Origin of the sequence: Thalassotalea sp. G20_0, from assembly GCF_017744175.1 — a bacterium.
Classification (GTDB): Bacteria; Pseudomonadota; Gammaproteobacteria; order Pseudomonadales; family Endozoicomonadaceae; genus Endozoicomonas.
The window spans coordinates 51,098-69,130 of the sequence record NZ_JAGHQV010000034.1; the positions used below are offsets into that span (position 1 = coordinate 51,098).

The following is an 18,033-nucleotide window of genomic DNA, read 5'->3' on the forward strand; positions in this document are numbered from 1 at the left end:
AAAACAGTCTCCTGGTAGTGGTGCTCAAGGTTCTTTCTGACCATGTACCAGATCCGGGCTAATATAATGGCGTCACGTTTTGTCAAAAAAACTTTCTAGCCTTCGTTTTACCCTCTTATTATTCTCACAGCAGTTTGTCAGGAATATTCTGAGGCTTTCTTTCATGGTCCTGCTTCTCTGCCCGATGCCAGCGGATGATTCCTGAAGGGCTTGATGAGCAACATTATATTTTTCACCCATTTCAGGGGCTTCACGGGTTGGCCCATTGCGATGCTGCCTGGTAACCCGGTTTTGAAAGTATTTTATTAATTCCAGCAGAGTTCGTGCATTCCGATCCCTGAAGGGCTCCAGCTTGTTATTGAAGAAATTTTCCGGTTTAAGTCTTGATTTGTGTGTTTTATTGGCAACTCTCTTCATGGCATTCTCCAGAGGGTCACTGGTAGAAGCGGGCCAGCATCGGCTTTGCGTTTGACCTAATGCCTCTATTAAACCGCGCAGATCAATAGAGAAATCACGAGAATGGTCACTAAGTTTGGAATGATATAATTTCGCAACAGTAGCGCCGGGAATATCGTCGTAACGCAGTCCGGAAAACTTCAGATGGCCAGTGGCAGGCTGCTGAAGGCTCATATCCTTCTCTAAACCTGACTGGTTATCTTTTATAAATGTTTTAACTCTTATTCCAGCGGTTGCCCTGCCGGATTTATCAATACCAGATAATAACTTTTCGAAAAAGGTCTTTCTGACCCATGCAGGCAGTAAATGTTGACAGTCTGTTGAAGCTTCATCCGACCTGGTGACATCGACAGAGCTTTGCTGGATTGGCTCCGGATGTTCGAGGATGAACTTTTGTTCGAGGAAGTGCATGCACAGCACGATGGTCAGTTCACTGATTCTGGGATATGCATGTTTAGTAGCAAGAACATCGTGTTCATCAATGTATAGCTGGCGTATTTTTTGACCCAGTTCCTGGATTTTTTGACTACTGTTGCTTTCCAGAAACGGTGGGTCGATAACTTCATGGAATATTTTCCAGAATGGGGCCTTTAATGACGACATTGGTACGAAATCGCTTAATGTATCAGCCAGTTCTGAAAAGTTGGTATCGTAGGCCTCATTCAGCCTGAGTAAACATCGCTTAAAGGTTGCAGGGAGGTCATCGCCGGAAACCAAACCCGGCCCCGGGTTGTTGGCAATCGAAGTACAAGCGGGAGGAAGGCGTGAGTAATCGGGGCCTGGTGGGTCGAGCAACGAATGAGTAAGCGGCGGTGAGGGTATATTTGAGGAGCCGGCACCAACGTAGACACTACGCCCTGAAAATTCTGTGTCGACAGGAGGTTCCTGAGGCCCCGACTGTTGTGGGCGTTGCGCAACGGCTGGTAGATTTCTGATAGACGTATCCATAACTAACTCTGATTTGTATTTATTTTAAGCTGCTGGCATAGAGCAGCAGTGCTTATGCGAATCATCGCGGCTTGTTAGACCTCAGCACAATATATTGGTTCCCACTGTGCCTGACGTCGGCATACACCAAAAATATTCGATTCCTTATGGTTAGCCATTTCTTGCCAGGTGAAGTAAGCGTTATCTGTGAGTGCTCCTTATTTTATTATCAGCTCTGCTAACGGTAGAATTGGCGCTTTTTCACTCAAGAGGCATGCCATGCGGTTGATACTGGCGCCGATGGAAGGCGTTATGGATCACGATATGCGGGATCTGCTCACCGGCATCAATACCTTCGATCTCTGTGTTACCGAGTTTGTCCGGGTAACGGATACACTGTTGCCGAACCGGGTCTTTTACCGTACCTGCCCGGAGCTGTTGCAGGGAGCAAAAACTTCGAATGGTACACCTGTTCGTCTACAACTGCTGGGCAGTCACCCGGAATATATGGCACTGAATGCCCAGCGTGCGGTGAAGCTTGGCTCGCCCGGAGTGGACATTAACTTCGGCTGTCCGTCAAAAACGGTCAATAAAAACCGGGGCGGGGCAATTTTGCTGCGGGAGCCGGATCAGCTGTTCAGTATTGTCCGGGCGGTTCGGGAGGCGGTACCGGCAGAGCTGCCGGTGACGGCCAAAATTCGCCTGGGTTATGAAGACAAGTCGTTATTCCTGGAAAATGCCCGTGCTGTTGAACAGGCAGGAGCCTCGCAACTGGCGGTGCATGCCCGGACAAAGGCGGAGGGCTATCGACCTCCGGCTCACTGGGAATACATTGGCAAAATTCGGGAAAACCTGGGGATTCCGGTGATCGCCAACGGCGAGATCTGGAATCATGAAGATGCCCGGCGCTGTATGGACGCTTCCGGCTGTACTGACCTGATGGTCGGGCGGCCTTCGCTGGTAACGCCGAATATCACTACCATGATTCGGGAATCGGTCAGGCCCATGAGCTGGTCTTCAGTGTTGCAGCTTATTTTGCAATTAAGCGACAGAGATCGTCAAAATGGTAAATGGCAATACCATCCTTCCCGTCTGAAGCAGTGGCTCAATTATCTGCGTAAAGCGTATCCGCAAGCTCAGAATCTGTTTGAGCGCATCCGCTCCCTCCGTGACGCTGATGCTATTGTGGAAATCCTCTGCTCGGACCTGGCAAGAGCGGCATCTTAGGGTGGACATTAAGCTTACCCCTCCATTTTTAATGGCTTTTGGATGGAACCACGAAGGACACAAAGAGCACGAAGGAAAAGAAAATCTCTTCTTTGTGCTCTTCGTGTCCTTCGTGGTTCCATCTTTAACTTCCCGAAGAGGGGAGTAGACGCTTAATGTCTACCCTAAGAGAGCGGCATAATAACCAACGGCCAATTTTTTCGGTTGGCCAGCTTTTATTGATTTACGTCGGTGAATTTTTTTCCGGACTGAGGCAATCTTCCTTTTGCACGATGCTGTCGAAGGTGGTCCGGGGCTTCTGTTTATACAGACAACATAGTCCGGATGACTGATTGCTTATTACACACTGTTCGGTAGTATACTGACGCAGCCAGGTAAAGGCGTAAGACAGCCAGGAGCCATGAACCTGTTCATGGAAATAATAATCAACAATGGTTCCGGCAGGGCAGAACTGCCTGAGGGGATTGACCGGACCTGCAAGCCTGAAAAAAACAAAGGACTTACTTGATGAATCCATCGGACCTTATTTCAGAAGGTTCCAGCCTGATGCTCTTTGGAATGGGTTTTGTGTTCCTGTTTCTGACGCTATTGGTGCTGGTAACCAGCCTGATGTCAACAATCATCGACCGGTATTTTCAGGAACCTCTACCATCTGCTGTAGCCAATCCCATCCCAGTGAATAGCCAGCCATCGTCATCCGATGATCAGGGCGAACTGGTTGCTGCTATCAGTGCAGCCATTCAAATGCACAGAACAAAAAAAGCTCAAGCAGAAAAACGCCGATAACCGGGGGATAAAGAAGGGTTATGTCTGACGTACAAAAGCCATTAGCCAATAAAAAACCGCTGGGTATTACCGATGTGGTGTTGCGGGATGCCCATCAGTCACTGTTTGCTACCCGTCTTCGCATTGAAGATATGTTGCCGATCGCAGAACAACTGGATCAGATCGGTTACTGGTCTCTCGAAACCTGGGGTGGTGCCACCTTTGATGCCTGTATCCGCTTCCTGGGAGAAGACCCGTGGGAGCGATTGCGCGAACTGAAAAAAGCCATGCCCAGAACCCCTCAGCAGATGCTGTTAAGAGGACAGAATCTGCTGGGATACCGTCACTATGCTGACGATGTCGTGGATAAATTTGTTGAGCGTGCTGTTGCCAATGGTATGGATGTGTTCCGGGTATTTGATGCCATGAACGATCCCCGTAACCTGATGCAGGCAATGAAGGCGGTGAAGAAGCAGGGTGCTCATGCCCAGGGGACGATCTCTTACACCACCAGTCCTGTTCATACCATGGATAGCTGGGTCTCTCTGGCCAAAGAGATCGAGGATCTGGGTGCGGACTCTCTGTGCATTAAGGACATGTCCGGCATTATTACGCCGACTGACGTTTATGAGCTGGTTTCCCGATTAAAGAGCGAAACGGACCTGGAAATTCAGCTGCACTGCCATGCCACCTCCGGCCTTTCTTCAATGTCACTGCTCAAGGCCGTTGAAGCCGGTGTTGATCGTGTCGATACGGCCATCTCTTCCATGTCGATGACCTATGGACATTCGCCAACTGAGGCAATCGTTGCTGCATTGCAGGGGACTGAGCGTGATACCGGGCTTGATCTGCATAAGCTTGAAGAAGTGGCCGCTTACTTCCGGGTGGTCCGAAAAAAATACGCGAAGTTTGAAGGTCAACTCCGTGGCGTTGACTCCAGAATCCTTATTGCCCAGGTACCCGGTGGCATGCTGACTAATATGGAAAGTCAGCTGAAAGAGCAGGGGGCCAGTGATAAGTTTGATGAAGTGCTGCAGGAGATTCCAAGAGTTCGTGAAGACCTGGGGATGATTCCACTGGTCACGCCCACTTCCCAGATTGTCGGCACCCAGGCGGTTCTCAATGTACTGACCGGTGAGCGTTATAAAACCATCTCCAAAGAGACCCGGGGGATTTTAACAGGTGAGTACGGTGCTGCACCGGCACCTTTTAACCAAAGTCTTCAGGACAGAGTGCTGGAGGGTAAGATAGCGATTACCTGTCGTCCGGCAGATCTGCTTGAAGCTGAATTTGAGGAACTGACTGCTGAACTCCATGGCCTGGCCAAAGAGAAAGGCATCAAACTGGCAGATCAGACTGTGGATGATGTTCTGACCTACGCCCTGTTCCCGCAGGTTGGTCTGAAGTTCCTGCAGAATCGCGGTAACCCTGATGCTTTTGAACCTGCTCCCGGGACCGAACCGGAAGTGAAGCCTGCTGCCCAGGCAACTTCCGTGGCTCCTCCAATGGAGGATTCTGTTTATACCGTTCGCGTTAATGGCAATGCCTATACCGTTCAGGTTTCAGAAGGTGGTGATGTTTCCATGCTGGCTCCGGTTTCAGTGCCGACTGCCCAACCTGAAACGACAACCACATCAGCCTCTGAAGGTGAGCCAATGCCCGCTCCACTGGCCGGTAATATCTGGAAGGTGAATGTCATACCGGGGCAGCATATTCAGGAAGGTGATGTGCTGCTTATTCTCGAAGCCATGAAAATGGAAACGGAAGTTCGTGCCCCGCGTTCCGGACAGGTGACGTCGGTTGATGTACGTGAAGGTGACAGTGTAGCGGTGGGTGATACCCTGCTTGCCCTGGCTTAATAAAAAGCGTTAGGGAGGCCTCTTACAGAGGCTTCTCAAAGAGAAAAGTCTGGTCGAGAAATACCATGGAAAAGCTATTAACGCTCTGGGAGGGCTCCGGGTTATACAACCTTACCGCCGGAGAGTTCGTTATGATTCTGGTGGGCTTTGGGTTGCTGTATCTGGCCATCCGCAAGCAATTTGAGCCTCTACTGCTGGTGCCTATTGGTTTTGGTGGAATTCTGGCCAATATTCCTCAGGCTGGTCTGGCGTTTTCCGCCATTGAGCAGGCGCTTCATATGGCTAACCCTGCACTGATGCAGGCGGTTGCCGAAGCGCTGGGCAGTGCTTCGGCTGCCCCGGATCAACTTTATGCTTTATACCATGAGGCGAATGCGGCAACCCGGACTGTAGTGAGTAACATTATTGCTGATGCAGGGTACACGAACGGTGTCCTTTATCAGTTTTACAGTGTGGCTATTGGCAGCGGTGTTGCTCCTTTGGTGATCTTTATGGGGGTGGGTGCCATGACGGATTTTGGTCCGTTGCTGGCTAACCCGAAAACCCTGTTTCTGGGGGCTGCCGCTCAGTTTGGTATTTTTGCCACAGTGTTTGGCGCTATTGTATTGAGCTCTATGGGGCTGATGAATTTCAGCCTGGCGGATGCCGCTGCTATCGGTATTATTGGTGGTGCGGATGGTCCTACTGCGATCTATGTATCCAGCGTGCTTGCTCCCCACCTTCTGGGTGCCATTGCGGTGGCTGCCTACTCTTATATGGCTCTGGTTCCGCTGATTCAGCCGCCGATTATGAAAGCGCTGACCACGGCAGAGGAGCGCAGGATTGTCATGACACAGCTGCGGTCAGTGAGCAAGACGGAGAAAATCGTTTTCCCGATCTTACTGCTGGTGCTGGTGGCCCTGTTATTACCCGATGCGGCTCCACTGCTGGGGATGTTCTGTTTTGGTAACCTGATGAAAGAGTGTGGTGTGGTTGAGCGCCTGTCGGATACAGCGCAAAATGCGCTGATCAACATCACCACCATTTTCCTCGGGCTGTCGGTTGGTTCCAAACTGAGTGCTGACAAGTTTCTGCAAATGGAAACCCTGGGGATTCTGGCGTTGGGGATTGTGGCATTCTGTATCGGTACCGCCAGTGGTGTCCTGATGGCAAAACTGATGAATCGGGTGTCGTCTACCAAAGTGAACCCGTTAATTGGTTCAGCCGGGGTGTCAGCGGTACCCATGGCGGCCAGGGTCTCCAACAAAATGGGGCTTGAGGCCAATCCCCAGAACTTCCTGCTGATGCATGCCATGGGGCCCAACGTAGCGGGCGTTATTGGCTCAGCGGTAGCAGCGGGGGTGATGATTAAATACCTGTCATGATATTTTTATGAAGAACAATGCGATGATTTCGAGAGAAGTCGTCGCATTTTTTTTTATTCAGTGAGAATATAGCGCTTTCCATTTTTATATTTTTTCGCAGAAAAAATAGAGAAGTACTTTATGATTTATAAAGAATACAGTGTCTCATCCAGGAAGCGCATTGCCCTTGTCGCTCATGATAATAAGAAAGGGGAATTGGTGCAGTGGAGTTTGCGTCATAAAGAAAAGCTGCTGGGGCATAACCTTTTTGCCACGGGTACCACAGGAAGTCTGCTGGAAAAAGAGCTGTCTGTGCCGGTCAAAAAGTTTATCAGTGGTCCGCTGGGTGGAGATCAGCAGATTGGTGCATTGATTTCTGAATGCAAACTGGATCTGCTGGTATTTTTCTGGGACCCGTTTGAGCCAATGCCCCATGATCCGGATGTTAAGGCATTGTTGCGGATCGCAGCGGTGTGGAATATCCCGGTTGCCTGTAACCAGAGCTCTGCGGATTACATATTTTCGTCAGACTTGCTTGGACAATCTCATAACCGGCATATTCCGGATTATGACAGCTATCTACAGCAAAGAACGCTTTGAGTTTATGCGTTCAAAAAAGAGCACAAAGGCCTTGGTATAAGGGCCTTTGGCAAAATAATCCGGGAAAGTAATGAGTGGGTTCCGCTAGACAAGCTCCGCTGGATAAACCTGGCTGGTAGTGTCAGTATTCAAAAACAATCAATAAAAAACGGGTATTCAATAATCAGAGTTGTCGTTACCGTCTCTGCTCATTGAGCCAATACCGAAGCTTGAAGGCCCGTACTGGCGGCGCTTTTTGTAGGTTACCTTGGGCTCGGCGCTGCTATGGCGATCTTCCGGTGCAGCAGGTCTGCAGCTCATAGTGCCACTTATGGTGCTGTTGTTACCAACGCTGTTGCCGCTGCGATAGCTTTGACCGCCAGACGAAAACCTGCGGACAGGCTGCTTGGTAACAGATGGCTGAAAAACGGAAACAGGCGTCTGTTCATACAGGTCTCTTTCTGAGTCCCGGTCAGACATCAGTTCACTGTTCTGGACAGAACCTTCCTGCATATTCAGGCGCATACGATAAGGATGACCGTAACCTCTGCGGCGACGTGGTTTGTGGTCTTTTGGCTCGGGTGGCTTCAGGCCGGTGAACTGCTCGTAAATGGTTGTGTAAATATATTTGCTCATAACTACCTCCTGTTCATCCTCTCCCAGAAATGGATAAAATGTCTTTATTTGGTTGACGATGTTAGACAAACCCATTTTCGGTATGAATAGGTAACACTACTTAAAACTCTCTGAATAAACGGTAACAAACGTTAACAGTATAATATTAATGTCGTTAATTGTTTTGAAAAACGAAACGAAATAGAATTAACAGAAACAAAGACTAGCATTCATAAAAATAGATCGTTGCTTGATTTCATAACTTTTTTGAATTTTGGACTATTGGTAATAACTAATTTTTGCTAATCAAGGGATAGTTAATAAAATATAAGAGGATATCCTTTTTTGTTAATTCTTGTGGGAGTCTGTTTTTGTTTTTTTATAACTAGTAGGTATTAACACTGATGGTAGAGTTGTCGTATATGCGTTAATTTGGCTGAAATTATTTCTTATTCACCGGGTTGGCCAGCTTTACACCTGCGGTATGACCACAAAGGACGCCAGGATTTTGTAATGATGTGTTATTGCAATATCTTCGTCCCCGCAAGATAGGCAAACGATACGCCGACAATGATTTTCTTTCATTGATGCAGATCAAGTTGGTGTCACCGCTATATCAATGCAGTCTGACTGACCCGGGAGCAGCATCCCCAAAGAATTCTCCAACACATCAGGAGCCTCTTAGTATGACTGTAACCACCAGCGAAATGCCAGCAGCATGGGAAGGATTCACTTCCGGCGACTGGTCCGAAAGCATCAACGTTCGTGACTTTATCCAGAAAAACTACACCCCTTACGAGGGTGACAGTTCCTTCCTGGCCGGTTCTACTGAAGCGACAGACAAGCTGTGGGCTGATGTTATGGAAGGCATCAAGGAAGAGAACCGCACTCACGCCCCTCTGGATTTCGATACCGATCTGCCCTCCACTATTACTTCCCATGACGCTGGCTATATCAATAAAGATCTGGAAACCATTGTTGGTCTGCAGACGGATAAGCCGCTGAAGCGTGGCATCATTGCCAACGGTGGCATCCGTATGGTTGAAACTTCCTGTGAAGTTTATGGCCGTAAACTGGATGACATGGTTAACAAGATCTTCACTGAATATCGTAAGACGCACAATTCCGGTGTTTTCGACGTTTACACTGCGGACATTCGCAACTGTCGTAAGTCCGGTATAATTACCGGTTTGCCAGATGCTTATGGCCGTGGACGTATTATCGGTGACTACCGCCGAATCGCTCTGTACGGTATTGACCGACTGATTGTTGATAAGAAGGCCCAGCACAAGTCTCTGGATGCAGCGCTGACTACCGGTGAAAATCTTGAGCGTACTATCCAGCTGCGTGAAGAGATCATGGAGCAGATCAAGGCGCTGATGCAGATCAAGGAGATGGGGGCCAAATACGGTTGTGATCTCGGTAACCCTGCTGCCTCTGCCCGTGAAGCGGTTCAGTGGACGTACTTTGGTTACCTGGCTGCGGTTAAGTCCCAGAATGGTGCCGCCATGTCTCTGGGCCGTACGGCTACCTTCCTGGATATCTATATCCAGCGTGACCTGGAAGCGGGCAAGATCACTGAAACTGATGCCCAGGAACTGATCGATCATTACGTAATGAAATTGCGTATGGTTCGCTTCCTGCGTACTCCTGAATACGATCAGCTGTTCTCTGGCGACCCGATCTGGGCCACTGAGGCTATCGGTGGTATGGGTCTTGATGGTCGTACACTGGTTACCAAAAACTCTTTCCGCCTCCTGAACACCATGTACACCATGGGACCATCGCCAGAGCCAAATATCACGGTATTGTGGTCTGAGCAGTTGCCGGTGGCTTTCAAAGAGTATTGTGCCAAAGTATCCATCGATACCAGTTCTATCCAGTACGAAAATGATGATCTGATGCGTACTGATATGAACAGCGATGACTACGCCATCGCCTGCTGTGTGTCGCCAATGGTTGTTGGCAAACAGATGCAGTTCTTTGGTGCCCGTGCCAACCTGGGCAAGACACTGCTGTACGCCATTAATGGCGGTGTTGACGAGAAGCTGAAGGTTCAGATTGGTCCAAAAACCGACAAGATCACGTCTGAATACCTGGATTACGACGATGTCTATGCACGTTTTGATAAGCTCATGGATTGGCTGGCCAGTCAGTATGTTGCTGCCCTGAACTGTATTCATTACATGCACGACAAGTACTCCTATGAGGCTTCTCTGATGGCCCTGCATGACCGTGATGTTATTCGCACCATGGCCTGTGGTATTGCCGGATTGTCCGTTGCTGCTGACTCTCTGTCGGCCATTAAATACGCCAAAGTCAAGCCTGTGCGTGATGAAGACGGCATTGCTATCGACTTCGAAATTGAAGGTGATTTTCCGAAGTTTGGTAACAACGAAGAGCGTGTAGATACGATTGCCTGTGAACTGGTTGAAACGTTCATGAAGAAAGTCGCTTCTCACAAAATGTACCGCGATGCCATTCCAACCCAGTCCGTTCTGACCATTACCTCTAACGTGGTATACGGCCAGAAGACCGGTACTACACCAGACGGACGTCGTGCAGGCCAGCCATTTGGCCCGGGTGCCAACCCAATGCATGGTCGTGACACCAGCGGTGCGGTTGCTTCCCTGAGCTCTGTTGCCAAGCTGCCATTTGCCTATGCGAAGGATGGTATTTCTTACACCTTCTCTATCGTGCCAAAGGCGCTGGGCAAGGACGAAGAAAGCCAAAGCAAGAACCTGGTGGGGCTGATGGATGGCTACTTCCATCACGAAGAAAATCGCGAGGGCGGTCAGCACCTGAACGTCAACGTTATGAACCGTGAAATGCTGGAAGATGCCATGGAGAACCCTGAGAAGTATCCTTCTCTGACCATCCGTGTCTCTGGTTATGCGGTGCGTTTCAACTCGCTGACGCCAGAACAGCAGCGTGACGTTATCACCCGTACCTTTACTAGCTCGCTGTAACAGTAAACGCTAGAATTTAACTTTAAAAAAGGCCAGCTCTGCTGGCCTTTTTTGCTTATGGTATTCAGGTGTTTTGTAAAAGACAGTGGTCTGATTTTTACAGAGACTGTAAATAGGAGAGTCGCCATGTCCCTTGGTCGTGTCCATTCCATGGACTCATTTGGCACGGTAGACGGGCCGGGTATCCGTTTCGTTGTGTTTATGCAGGGCTGTCATATGCGCTGCCGGTACTGTCACAACCGGGATACCTGGGATCTGCGTGATGGCGGTGAGGTGCTCAGTCATGAGGAAGTTCTGGATAAGATCCTCAAGGTAAAGGGTTTTCTGACCGGTGGTGTTACAGTCACTGGTGGTGAGCCGCTGCTGCAGGCTGAATTTGTTGCCGACCTGTTCAAGGCGCTTAAAGCGCACGGTATTCATACTTGCCTGGATACCAATGGATTTGCCAAACAAATCACACCGGATATCGAACGTCTGCTGTCCTACACCGATCTTGTGCTTCTGGATATCAAGCACATGGACGAAGAGATGCATCAAAAGCTGACCTATGTCACCGGCCGATACACCCGTAATTTTGCCATGTATTTACAGGAGCTGAGAAAGACAACCTGGATCCGCTACGTGGTGGTGGAAGGGTATACCGTTGATCCACTGTATGCCGCCATGCTGGCAGACATGGTGGAGAAAATGGATTGTGTTGAGAAGGTGGAAATCCTGCCTTATCACAGCCTCGGCGTGCATAAGTGGGATGCCTTCAGTGAAAGCTATGAGCTGGAAACGGTGCGCCCGCCTTCGACTGAACAGCTGGATGCGATCAAGGCGGAGTTTGATCAGCGGGGAATTTCTGCGGCTTATTGATGGTGTTAACCTCAAAGCGCACGGAGTACCCAAAGTCAATGCTTTGTGGTCTCCGTGGTTGAGCAGAACTTAGTTGAAAATACGGTTTTCCTGTTCCTGAACCCGGATAAACGTGGTTCGCTTGGACAGTTCTTTCAGTTGCGCGGCTCCCACATAGGTGCAGGTTGAGCGTACGCCGCCGAGGATGTCCTGAACGGTTTCAAGGACCGGACCACGGTAAGGTACTTTCACGGTTTTGCCTTCCGAGGCGCGGTAGTTGGCAACACCGCCAGCGTGCTGGTCCATGGCAGTGGTGGAACTCATGCCGTAGAACAGGCGGAATTGCCGACCATCTTCTTCTACCATTTCGCCGCCGGACTCATCGTGACCGGCAAACATACCGCCGATCATGACAAAATCAGCGCCGCCGCCAAATGCCTTGGACACGTCGCCGGCACAGGTGCAGCCACCGTCGGAAATCACCTGACCACCAACCCCATGGGCCGCATCGGCACATTCAATAACAGCGGACAGCTGTGGATAGCCGACACCGGTTTTAACGCGGGTGGTACAGACGGAGCCCGGTCCGATACCCACTTTAACGATGTCGGCACCTTTCAGGATCAGTTCTTCCACCATTTCTCCGGTAACCACGTTACCGGCAATAATCACCTTGTTGGGGTGACGCTGGCGAACACGGGCAACGAACTGGACAAAATGCTCTGAGTAACCGTTGGCTACATCGATACAGATAAAGCGGAGTTTGTCGTTCAGGGACAGGATTTCAGACATTTTGTCGAAATCGTTTTCGGATGTGCCGCTGCTGACCATGATATGGTTTTCAATACCTTCAGGGGCGTTGTCGAGGAAGGCCCGCCACTCTTCAACGGTGTAATGCTTGTGAACCGCAGTCAGCATTTTGTGTTCAGCCAGGGCGAGAGCCATGGCGAAAGTGCCGACGGTGTCCATGTTGGCAGCAATGACGGGTACGCCGGTCCATTCCTGGTCAGTGTGAACAAATCGGAAGGTGCGCTCCAGGCTTACCTGTGAACGGCTTTTCAGGGTGGAACGCTTTGGGCGGAACAAAACGTCTTTGAAACCCAGCTTGATATCAGCTTCTACACGCATAGTAACTTTTTAATCGCCATCTTGCAGTGCCCTGGGCATGGTGATCCGGGGATCATGCAGCAGCACTGGCAACTACGTTGGTTTGGGGAAGTTGGATGTACAAGCGGCCGGACAGCCTCGATGATCAGGGGAGACCTATCTTCGGATAAGCGAAGATTGCGCCGGACCCAACATCTTTTTTAAGGACGAATAAAATGGGCGTGTTTGACGCTTATACGGCTGAAGTATACCTAGGCGGTTATTGAAATGGAAGGTTGCAAAGCAAGGGGGGGGGGTGGAATGCTTCCCGCTGCCCGAACAGGCACAAACAGTTTCGGCTTCTTCGGGCAGGGATACCGGGGCAGCGTCGCTTTTAATCAATCAGGTTGCGAATCTGGGTTTTGATCAGATCAATGGCAATCCTGTTTTTTCCGCCATGGGGAATGATCAGGTCAGCATGCTGGCGTGCAGGTTCAATAAACTGCATATACATGGGGCGAACCGTTTCCAGGTATTGCTTGATAACGGAATCAACATCCCGGCCCCGGCTGATAATATCCCGCTTCATACGACGGATCAGACACATATCCAGTGGCGTATCCATAAAGAAGCGCAGGTCAAAGGCTTCCCGGATTTCAGGGCTGGTGAAGAGCAGGATTCCTTCATAGATAACCACGCGGGCGGGGTTTACCTTGCGGGTATCTGTCCGGCGATTGTGCTGACTATAGTCGTAGAGTGGGACCTCGATTTCCTGACCATTTTTCAGCTTGATCATCTGCTCCAGCATCAGGTCATGATCCATGGACTCCGGGTGGTCATAGTTAGTACGAACCCGCTCCTCCATGCTCAAATGTGTCTGGTCTTTATAGTAGGAATCTTCTGAAATAACACACAGGTGCTCTGACTGAAGCTCTTCCACCAGTGTTTCTGCCAGCAGGCTTTTGCCGGATGCGGAGGCGCCGGCAATGCCGACGAGAATGGTTTTCTGTTTCATGGGGGGAGTCCGGTTGTTAGCTTCTGTCTACGGGAACAGGATGTCCGTTGTCGTCTATAGCGACATAGGTGAAAGAACCTTCAGTAACCTTGTGACGTGCTTCTGATTTATACGGGAGGGACATTACCCATACTTCAAGCTTAATACGCATGGAGGTGTTACCAACGCGAATGATATCAGCATAACAGCAAACCACGTCACCAACCTTCACCGGATGGATAAAGCTCATGGATTCAACGGCAACGGTAGAAACCCGGCTATTGCAGCGGTTTTTTGCTGCCAGGCCGCCGGCAATGTCCATCTGGGACATGATCCAGCCCCCGAAAATATCGCCATTCGGGTTGGTGTCGGCAGGCATTGCCAGTGTGCGCAGAACCAGATCACCCTGTGGTTCACTCATCAGAAAACTCCATACGGGTCGTAACTTGCGGCGAATGCTATGCCGGTGGAACAACCTTGTAAATCCGTATTTCCATGAACGTTTGATGGACAGCATTGGCATGGAAAACCGTGGACTATTCCTGTATAAGTTCCGGCTTTGTGAACTGTGCAACCGGCGTTGATACCTATGACATCCCCACTAGCCTCACATTTAACCAATCAGGGCCAGTTAATTGTTCGTAACCAGGCGCTTTTCGAGCTTGGGCATCTGGTGATGATTGGCTTGCCAGCTGATGATCTGGCAACTCATTTGTTGAGCGATGGGGTTGGCTATATCACGGCACTCACTCGTGATTTCAGTGCTTATCGGCGTCTGCTGCCCTTGCAGGCCCGGCTGGAAGACCGCTTCTCCCTGAGTTTTGCGCCGATCCTGTCGATGGATTTTACCCGGTCTGTTGATGGTGTTTTGCTGTTTCTCCAGAAAAGCAAACCATTAATGGACTTCTGGCTGGCGATGGTATTGAGCTTTTTGCCGGAAGGTGTCCCCATTTGGCTGGTGGGAGAGAACGATGAAGGGATTAAATCATGGAAAAAGCGGCTCAAGAACAGTTTTGACTATGTTAAAAGTGTCGATAATGCCCGTCACTGCGTATTGCTGGAAGCTTCAGGGTCGTTGCAAAAGCCGGAGAATTTTGTCCTTGAACCCTGGTTTGAAACATTTTCTGTCTCTGCTGGCCCGGTCAATATGGACATTACCTCATTACCCGGCGTTTTCAGCCATGGTCGTCTGGATAAGGGAACCCAGGTTCTATTGGCAACGCTGGATAAAGTGCCTTCAGGTAAGGTACTGGATTTTGGTTGTGGCGCTGGGGTGATCTCCGCTTATATTAATACCCTGCCCGGTGAGTATGATATTACCCTGGTGGATTGTGATGCCCTGGCATTGGCCAGTAGTACCAAAACCATGAGCGCCAAAGGGCGTGACTCTTTTACGGTACTGCCAAGCGATGGCCTGTCAGAAGTGACAGGACAGTTTGATCTGATTATCTCCAACCCACCGTTTCACCAGGGCGTAAAAACCCACTATGAGGTGACAGAGCAGTTTCTTGCCCAGTCATGTCAGATGCTTCGCCCGGGTGGCGAGCTTCGTATTGTTGCCAATAGTTTTCTGCGTTATCCGCCCATTATTCAGAAGGCTTTTGGCCACTGTGAGACATTGCTCACCCGGGATGGATTCTCGGTTTATCGGGCGGTGAACAGATACTGAAATTGCTTGCTTTCAGTTGCCTGAAAGGTTATTTACGACATTGTTCCACTATAAGCTATTAATGACTCGCCAGACCGTATTAAGATAGGCCAAGGTGCCTGTCGGACTTAAGCGTCCGTAGCGAGGATTGCGAGAAATTGAGGATGAAAATTTCTGCTTCTGAGGAGAATAGTGGGGCTATTTGACGAATAAGCAGGAATTTTTAGACCAATTTATCGCAACCGCACGACTGCATGGATGCAGGAGCTAGGGCAACGCAGGAGCAGTTGCCGCGTAGGACAGTCTTAAGTCCGACAGGCTCCAGGGGCTTACCTTAAGAGTGAGGCGCGACCATGCATAATAATATTAAACCAGCGTGGGTATTTTGCGGCGTGTTTCTGGTCACGTTGCTATGGGCAGTGGAGTTTGATAACCGGCCACGAGCCCGACTGGCCATTCCCTACTCATCCGACCATCTTAGTTCATCAGCCAGTGAACAGGTCACGCAAAGTGACCGGAACATTGGCCTGAAGTCTGACGAACTTGCATCGAATATCATTGCTGATTACCAGGAGGCTGACCGAGAATAGGCTGCCCTACTGTGGTGGCAGCAAATTGGTCTATAAATCCGCTTTTGTTCGGCAAATAGCTCCGCTATTCACCTCACAAAACTGAATTTTTATCCTCAATTTTCTGCCATCCTCGCTAAGGGGTCGCCTAGACGGGCGCTATTCTCGGTCAGCCTCCTGGAGGGCCAGATAATAAGGTGACATCAACTGTCTGGTTTCTTCCGTGTAATGAGGAGGCTGGGTATATATAGTGACCGTCTCCTCTTGTGTTTCCAGAGGTTTATCCCGGTTTAAAACCAGGATATAGCGGTGGTTCCCATGACGGCTGGAAGAACGCAGCCCAATCTGCTTTATCAGACCCAGTCCTTCCGTGGCAGCCGCTTTCAAAAAATGCTGTGTGGATTCCACGGGTAGTAAAATCCAGGCTTCACCAGTGGCTGCCAAATGCCGGGAAATCACCCTGGCAAGATCCGTAAAACTCAGGCTATCGGTATGACGGGCCATGTTTCGTCGCTGGTCATCCCCCTTGAAGGATTGCTGAAAAAAAGGCGGATTCGAAATGATACAGTCAAAGCGTTGCTGACTGGTGGCAGAGAATATCTGGATAGCACTATTGACCAGTTGAAGCTGATCGGCCCAGGGACTGGCGGCAAAGTTACTGACCGCTTGTTGTGACGCTTCTTCATCCAGCTCCACGGCCGTGATTTTCCCACTGCAGTTCTGAGCAGCCATCAGGCTGAGCAACCCGGTGCCTGCACCAATATCCAGAATGGTCTGGCTATGTCGTAAGCCGGATGATTCAGCAATAAGCGCACCAAAGATGCAGGCATCCGTGGTAACTTTCATGGCACATTCACCCTGGTCAATTCTGAACTGCTTAAAAGCAAAGTAGCTGTTTCTGGCCATGACGTTTATTTTCTACTCAAGTGCTGCTGAGCCAGAACGGCAACAATAATCATAATCAAGCCAGCATAGGTGGCCGGATAGATAGACTCACCAAGAATATTGGCGATGAAAATCAGTGATAGAAACGGACTGAGGTAACTGATATTGCTGACCATGGCAGTATTGTCCGCCAGTTTAAGGGCTTTCAGCCACAGGATGTAAGCAAAGCCCATTTCAATCAGACCAACATAGGCCGCTGCTGCCAGACCTTCATAGGCAATGGGCCCGAAATCGGAGAAGAGGGCGGTGGCAGCAATAATCCAGGGCAGTCCACAGAGGAAGCAGATCAGCAGGCCAACCACAGGATCCGCTTCGCGCCGGGTATTCAATAGCCAGTAAAGCGCCCAGATAATGGTGCTTGACAGTGCCAGAATAACACCGATGGGACTGGCGAAATTAAGATTTTCAAACTCCCCACGGGTACAGATAAGCAATACCCCCCCGTAGGCCAGCAGGCAGCAGAGCAGGCTGGTAAGCGACAGTTTTTTGCCCAGCAAAGGAACGGCAAGCAGGGTCAGCGCCATTGGCCAGCTGTAGTTTAATGCCTGCGCCTGTTGCGCCGGAAGCAGGTCGTAAGCGCCGAACAGGGCAACGTGATAGAGAAAAGGGTTTAACAGCCCCAGGGCCAGGAATAGCCCCGATGATTGTTTGAATTGGGAGACGACTAAACCAGCCTTTCCCTGAATCATGACAATGATGGTAAGCAGGGTGGTGGAGGTTGCCACGGACCAGAATACCAGCTGCCATGGGTCAAGATAGTTAAGAGCTATTTTAAAGGCGGTGGCAATGGTCGACCACAATAAGGCCGTGGCCAGGGCGTAAAAACAGGCTTTGCTATTGTCTGTCATGGATACTGCTTGGAGACGTTGGGTGAGTAAGTTTGAGTATTGGTCAATACTATCTCACAGGCTCCAAAAGAAACAGGTAAGGAGTTGTCGCGGAACAAGTTCCGCCGTTGGCTGAGACTTGCTCGCTTCCCGCTTCCCGCTTCCCGCAAAAGCACAAGTGGACTGTCTTTTTCGGGCAGCGGGCAGCGCTTATTGAAATGTCAAAGTTATTAAATAACAGTTCCAGAACGGCTAATGAAGGTTCTTAGGTTGGACATTAAGCTTATCCCTCCATTTTCATTGGGGTTTCGGATGGAACCACGAAGGACACGAAGAGCACAAAGAAGAGCTATTCTTTTCCTTCGTGCTCTTCGTGTCCTTCGTGGT

The 18,033-nt window shown here is 49.9% G+C and carries 17 protein-coding genes; 9 read left to right on the forward strand and 8 right to left on the reverse strand.

The features are described from left to right. Positions 1–72: 72 nt before the first annotated feature. Complete coding sequence (locus J7438_RS18235) at positions 73–1,404, reverse strand: hypothetical protein (protein WP_209277673.1); 1,332 nt, start codon at positions 1,402–1,404, stop codon at positions 73–75. Positions 1,405–1,662: 258 nt separating this feature from the next. Between J7438_RS18235 and J7438_RS18240 the strand changes: the two genes are divergently transcribed. Continuing rightward, a complete protein-coding gene (locus J7438_RS18240; RefSeq protein ID WP_209277674.1) occupies positions 1,663–2,610 on the forward strand; it encodes a tRNA-dihydrouridine synthase in 948 nt (315 codons plus the stop codon). 223 nt (positions 2,611–2,833) lie between these two features. On the opposite strand, the gene J7438_RS18245 is transcribed toward J7438_RS18240, so the two are convergent. Further along, entirely contained in the window at positions 2,834–3,127 is a 294-nt protein-coding gene (locus tag J7438_RS18245) for a hypothetical protein (RefSeq protein WP_209277675.1), read from the reverse strand. Here J7438_RS18245 and J7438_RS18250 point away from each other — a divergent pair. The 4 genes from J7438_RS18250 (at position 3,118) to J7438_RS18265 (ending at position 7,177) form a co-directional block, all read left to right on the forward strand. After that, positions 3,118–3,396, forward strand: a complete 279-nt coding sequence (locus tag J7438_RS18250) for an OadG family protein (protein WP_209277676.1) — start codon at positions 3,118–3,120, stop codon at positions 3,394–3,396. The two genes, J7438_RS18245 and J7438_RS18250, sit on opposite strands and share 10 nt — an antisense overlap. A gap of 20 nt (positions 3,397–3,416) precedes the next feature. Further along, positions 3,417–5,234: a sodium-extruding oxaloacetate decarboxylase subunit alpha gene (gene oadA / locus J7438_RS18255; protein ID WP_209277677.1), complete on the forward strand. Its 1,818-nt coding sequence runs from the start codon at positions 3,417–3,419 to the stop codon at positions 5,232–5,234. Between the two features lie 65 nt (positions 5,235–5,299). Then, a complete protein-coding gene (locus J7438_RS18260; protein WP_209277678.1) occupies positions 5,300–6,598 on the forward strand; it encodes a sodium ion-translocating decarboxylase subunit beta in 1,299 nt (432 codons plus the stop codon). A gap of 120 nt (positions 6,599–6,718) precedes the next feature. Then, on the forward strand, positions 6,719–7,177 hold the full coding sequence (locus J7438_RS18265) for a methylglyoxal synthase (RefSeq protein ID WP_209203271.1): 459 nt from the start codon (positions 6,719–6,721) through the stop codon (positions 7,175–7,177). A gap of 156 nt (positions 7,178–7,333) precedes the next feature. On the opposite strand, the gene J7438_RS18270 is transcribed toward J7438_RS18265, so the two are convergent. Beyond that, on the reverse strand, positions 7,334–7,792 hold the full coding sequence (locus J7438_RS18270) for a hypothetical protein (RefSeq protein WP_209203272.1): 459 nt from the start codon (positions 7,790–7,792) through the stop codon (positions 7,334–7,336). A 665-nt stretch (positions 7,793–8,457) separates the two neighbouring features. Between J7438_RS18270 and pflB the strand changes: the two genes are divergently transcribed. Further along, entirely contained in the window at positions 8,458–10,740 is a 2,283-nt protein-coding gene (gene pflB, locus J7438_RS18275; RefSeq protein ID WP_209277679.1) for a formate C-acetyltransferase, read from the forward strand. 126 nt (positions 10,741–10,866) lie between these two features. Next, entirely contained in the window at positions 10,867–11,598 is a 732-nt protein-coding gene (gene pflA, locus J7438_RS18280; protein ID WP_209277680.1) for a pyruvate formate-lyase-activating protein, read from the forward strand. A 69-nt stretch (positions 11,599–11,667) separates the two neighbouring features. On the opposite strand, the gene J7438_RS18285 is transcribed toward pflA, so the two are convergent. The 3 genes from J7438_RS18285 to yciA form a co-directional block, all read right to left on the reverse strand. After that, on the reverse strand, positions 11,668–12,705 hold the full coding sequence (locus tag J7438_RS18285; RefSeq protein WP_209203274.1) for a GMP reductase: 1,038 nt from the start codon (positions 12,703–12,705) through the stop codon (positions 11,668–11,670). A gap of 352 nt (positions 12,706–13,057) precedes the next feature. Beyond that, entirely contained in the window at positions 13,058–13,678 is a 621-nt protein-coding gene (udk, locus tag J7438_RS18290) for a uridine kinase (RefSeq protein WP_209203275.1), read from the reverse strand. 16 nt (positions 13,679–13,694) lie between these two features. Beyond that, positions 13,695–14,078: an acyl-CoA thioester hydrolase YciA gene (yciA, locus tag J7438_RS18295; RefSeq protein ID WP_209203276.1), complete on the reverse strand. Its 384-nt coding sequence runs from the start codon at positions 14,076–14,078 to the stop codon at positions 13,695–13,697. 168 nt (positions 14,079–14,246) lie between these two features. Here yciA and J7438_RS18300 point away from each other — a divergent pair, with 168 nt between their 5' ends. Next, on the forward strand, positions 14,247–15,326 hold the full coding sequence (locus J7438_RS18300) for a methyltransferase (protein ID WP_209277681.1): 1,080 nt from the start codon (positions 14,247–14,249) through the stop codon (positions 15,324–15,326). A gap of 332 nt (positions 15,327–15,658) precedes the next feature. Beyond that, complete coding sequence (locus tag J7438_RS18305; RefSeq protein WP_209203278.1) at positions 15,659–15,895, forward strand: hypothetical protein; 237 nt, start codon at positions 15,659–15,661, stop codon at positions 15,893–15,895. A 138-nt stretch (positions 15,896–16,033) separates the two neighbouring features. On the opposite strand, the gene J7438_RS18310 is transcribed toward J7438_RS18305, so the two are convergent. Both J7438_RS18310 and J7438_RS18315 read right to left on the reverse strand, forming a co-directional pair. Next, a complete protein-coding gene (locus J7438_RS18310) occupies positions 16,034–16,780 on the reverse strand; it encodes a tRNA1(Val) (adenine(37)-N6)-methyltransferase (RefSeq protein ID WP_209277682.1) in 747 nt (248 codons plus the stop codon). Positions 16,781–16,785: 5 nt separating this feature from the next. Then, a complete protein-coding gene (locus J7438_RS18315) occupies positions 16,786–17,667 on the reverse strand; it encodes a DMT family transporter (RefSeq protein ID WP_209277683.1) in 882 nt (293 codons plus the stop codon). Positions 17,668–18,033 lie beyond the last annotated feature (366 nt).

Coding starts and splice junctions, on each gene's coding strand:
- J7438_RS18310 (WP_209277682.1), bottom strand. CDS start 16,780: ATGGCCAGAAACAGCTACTTTGCTTTTAAGCAGTTCAGAATTGACCAG.
- oadA (WP_209277677.1), top strand. CDS start 3,417: ATGTCTGACGTACAAAAGCCATTAGCCAATAAAAAACCGCTGGGTATT.
- J7438_RS18270 (WP_209203272.1), bottom strand. CDS start 7,792: ATGAGCAAATATATTTACACAACCATTTACGAGCAGTTCACCGGCCTG.
- J7438_RS18315 (WP_209277683.1), bottom strand. CDS start 17,667: ATGACAGACAATAGCAAAGCCTGTTTTTACGCCCTGGCCACGGCCTTA.
- udk (WP_209203275.1), bottom strand. CDS start 13,678: ATGAAACAGAAAACCATTCTCGTCGGCATTGCCGGCGCCTCCGCATCC.
- pflB (WP_209277679.1), top strand. CDS start 8,458: ATGACTGTAACCACCAGCGAAATGCCAGCAGCATGGGAAGGATTCACT.
- J7438_RS18265 (WP_209203271.1), top strand. CDS start 6,719: ATGATTTATAAAGAATACAGTGTCTCATCCAGGAAGCGCATTGCCCTT.
- J7438_RS18235 (WP_209277673.1), bottom strand. CDS start 1,404: ATGGATACGTCTATCAGAAATCTACCAGCCGTTGCGCAACGCCCACAA.
- J7438_RS18250 (WP_209277676.1), top strand. CDS start 3,118: ATGAATCCATCGGACCTTATTTCAGAAGGTTCCAGCCTGATGCTCTTT.
- J7438_RS18300 (WP_209277681.1), top strand. CDS start 14,247: ATGACATCCCCACTAGCCTCACATTTAACCAATCAGGGCCAGTTAATT.
- J7438_RS18285 (WP_209203274.1), bottom strand. CDS start 12,705: ATGCGTGTAGAAGCTGATATCAAGCTGGGTTTCAAAGACGTTTTGTTC.
- J7438_RS18245 (WP_209277675.1), bottom strand. CDS start 3,127: ATGGATTCATCAAGTAAGTCCTTTGTTTTTTTCAGGCTTGCAGGTCCG.
- yciA (WP_209203276.1), bottom strand. CDS start 14,078: ATGAGTGAACCACAGGGTGATCTGGTTCTGCGCACACTGGCAATGCCT.
- J7438_RS18305 (WP_209203278.1), top strand. CDS start 15,659: ATGCATAATAATATTAAACCAGCGTGGGTATTTTGCGGCGTGTTTCTG.
- J7438_RS18240 (WP_209277674.1), top strand. CDS start 1,663: ATGCGGTTGATACTGGCGCCGATGGAAGGCGTTATGGATCACGATATG.
- pflA (WP_209277680.1), top strand. CDS start 10,867: ATGTCCCTTGGTCGTGTCCATTCCATGGACTCATTTGGCACGGTAGAC.
- J7438_RS18260 (WP_209277678.1), top strand. CDS start 5,300: ATGGAAAAGCTATTAACGCTCTGGGAGGGCTCCGGGTTATACAACCTT.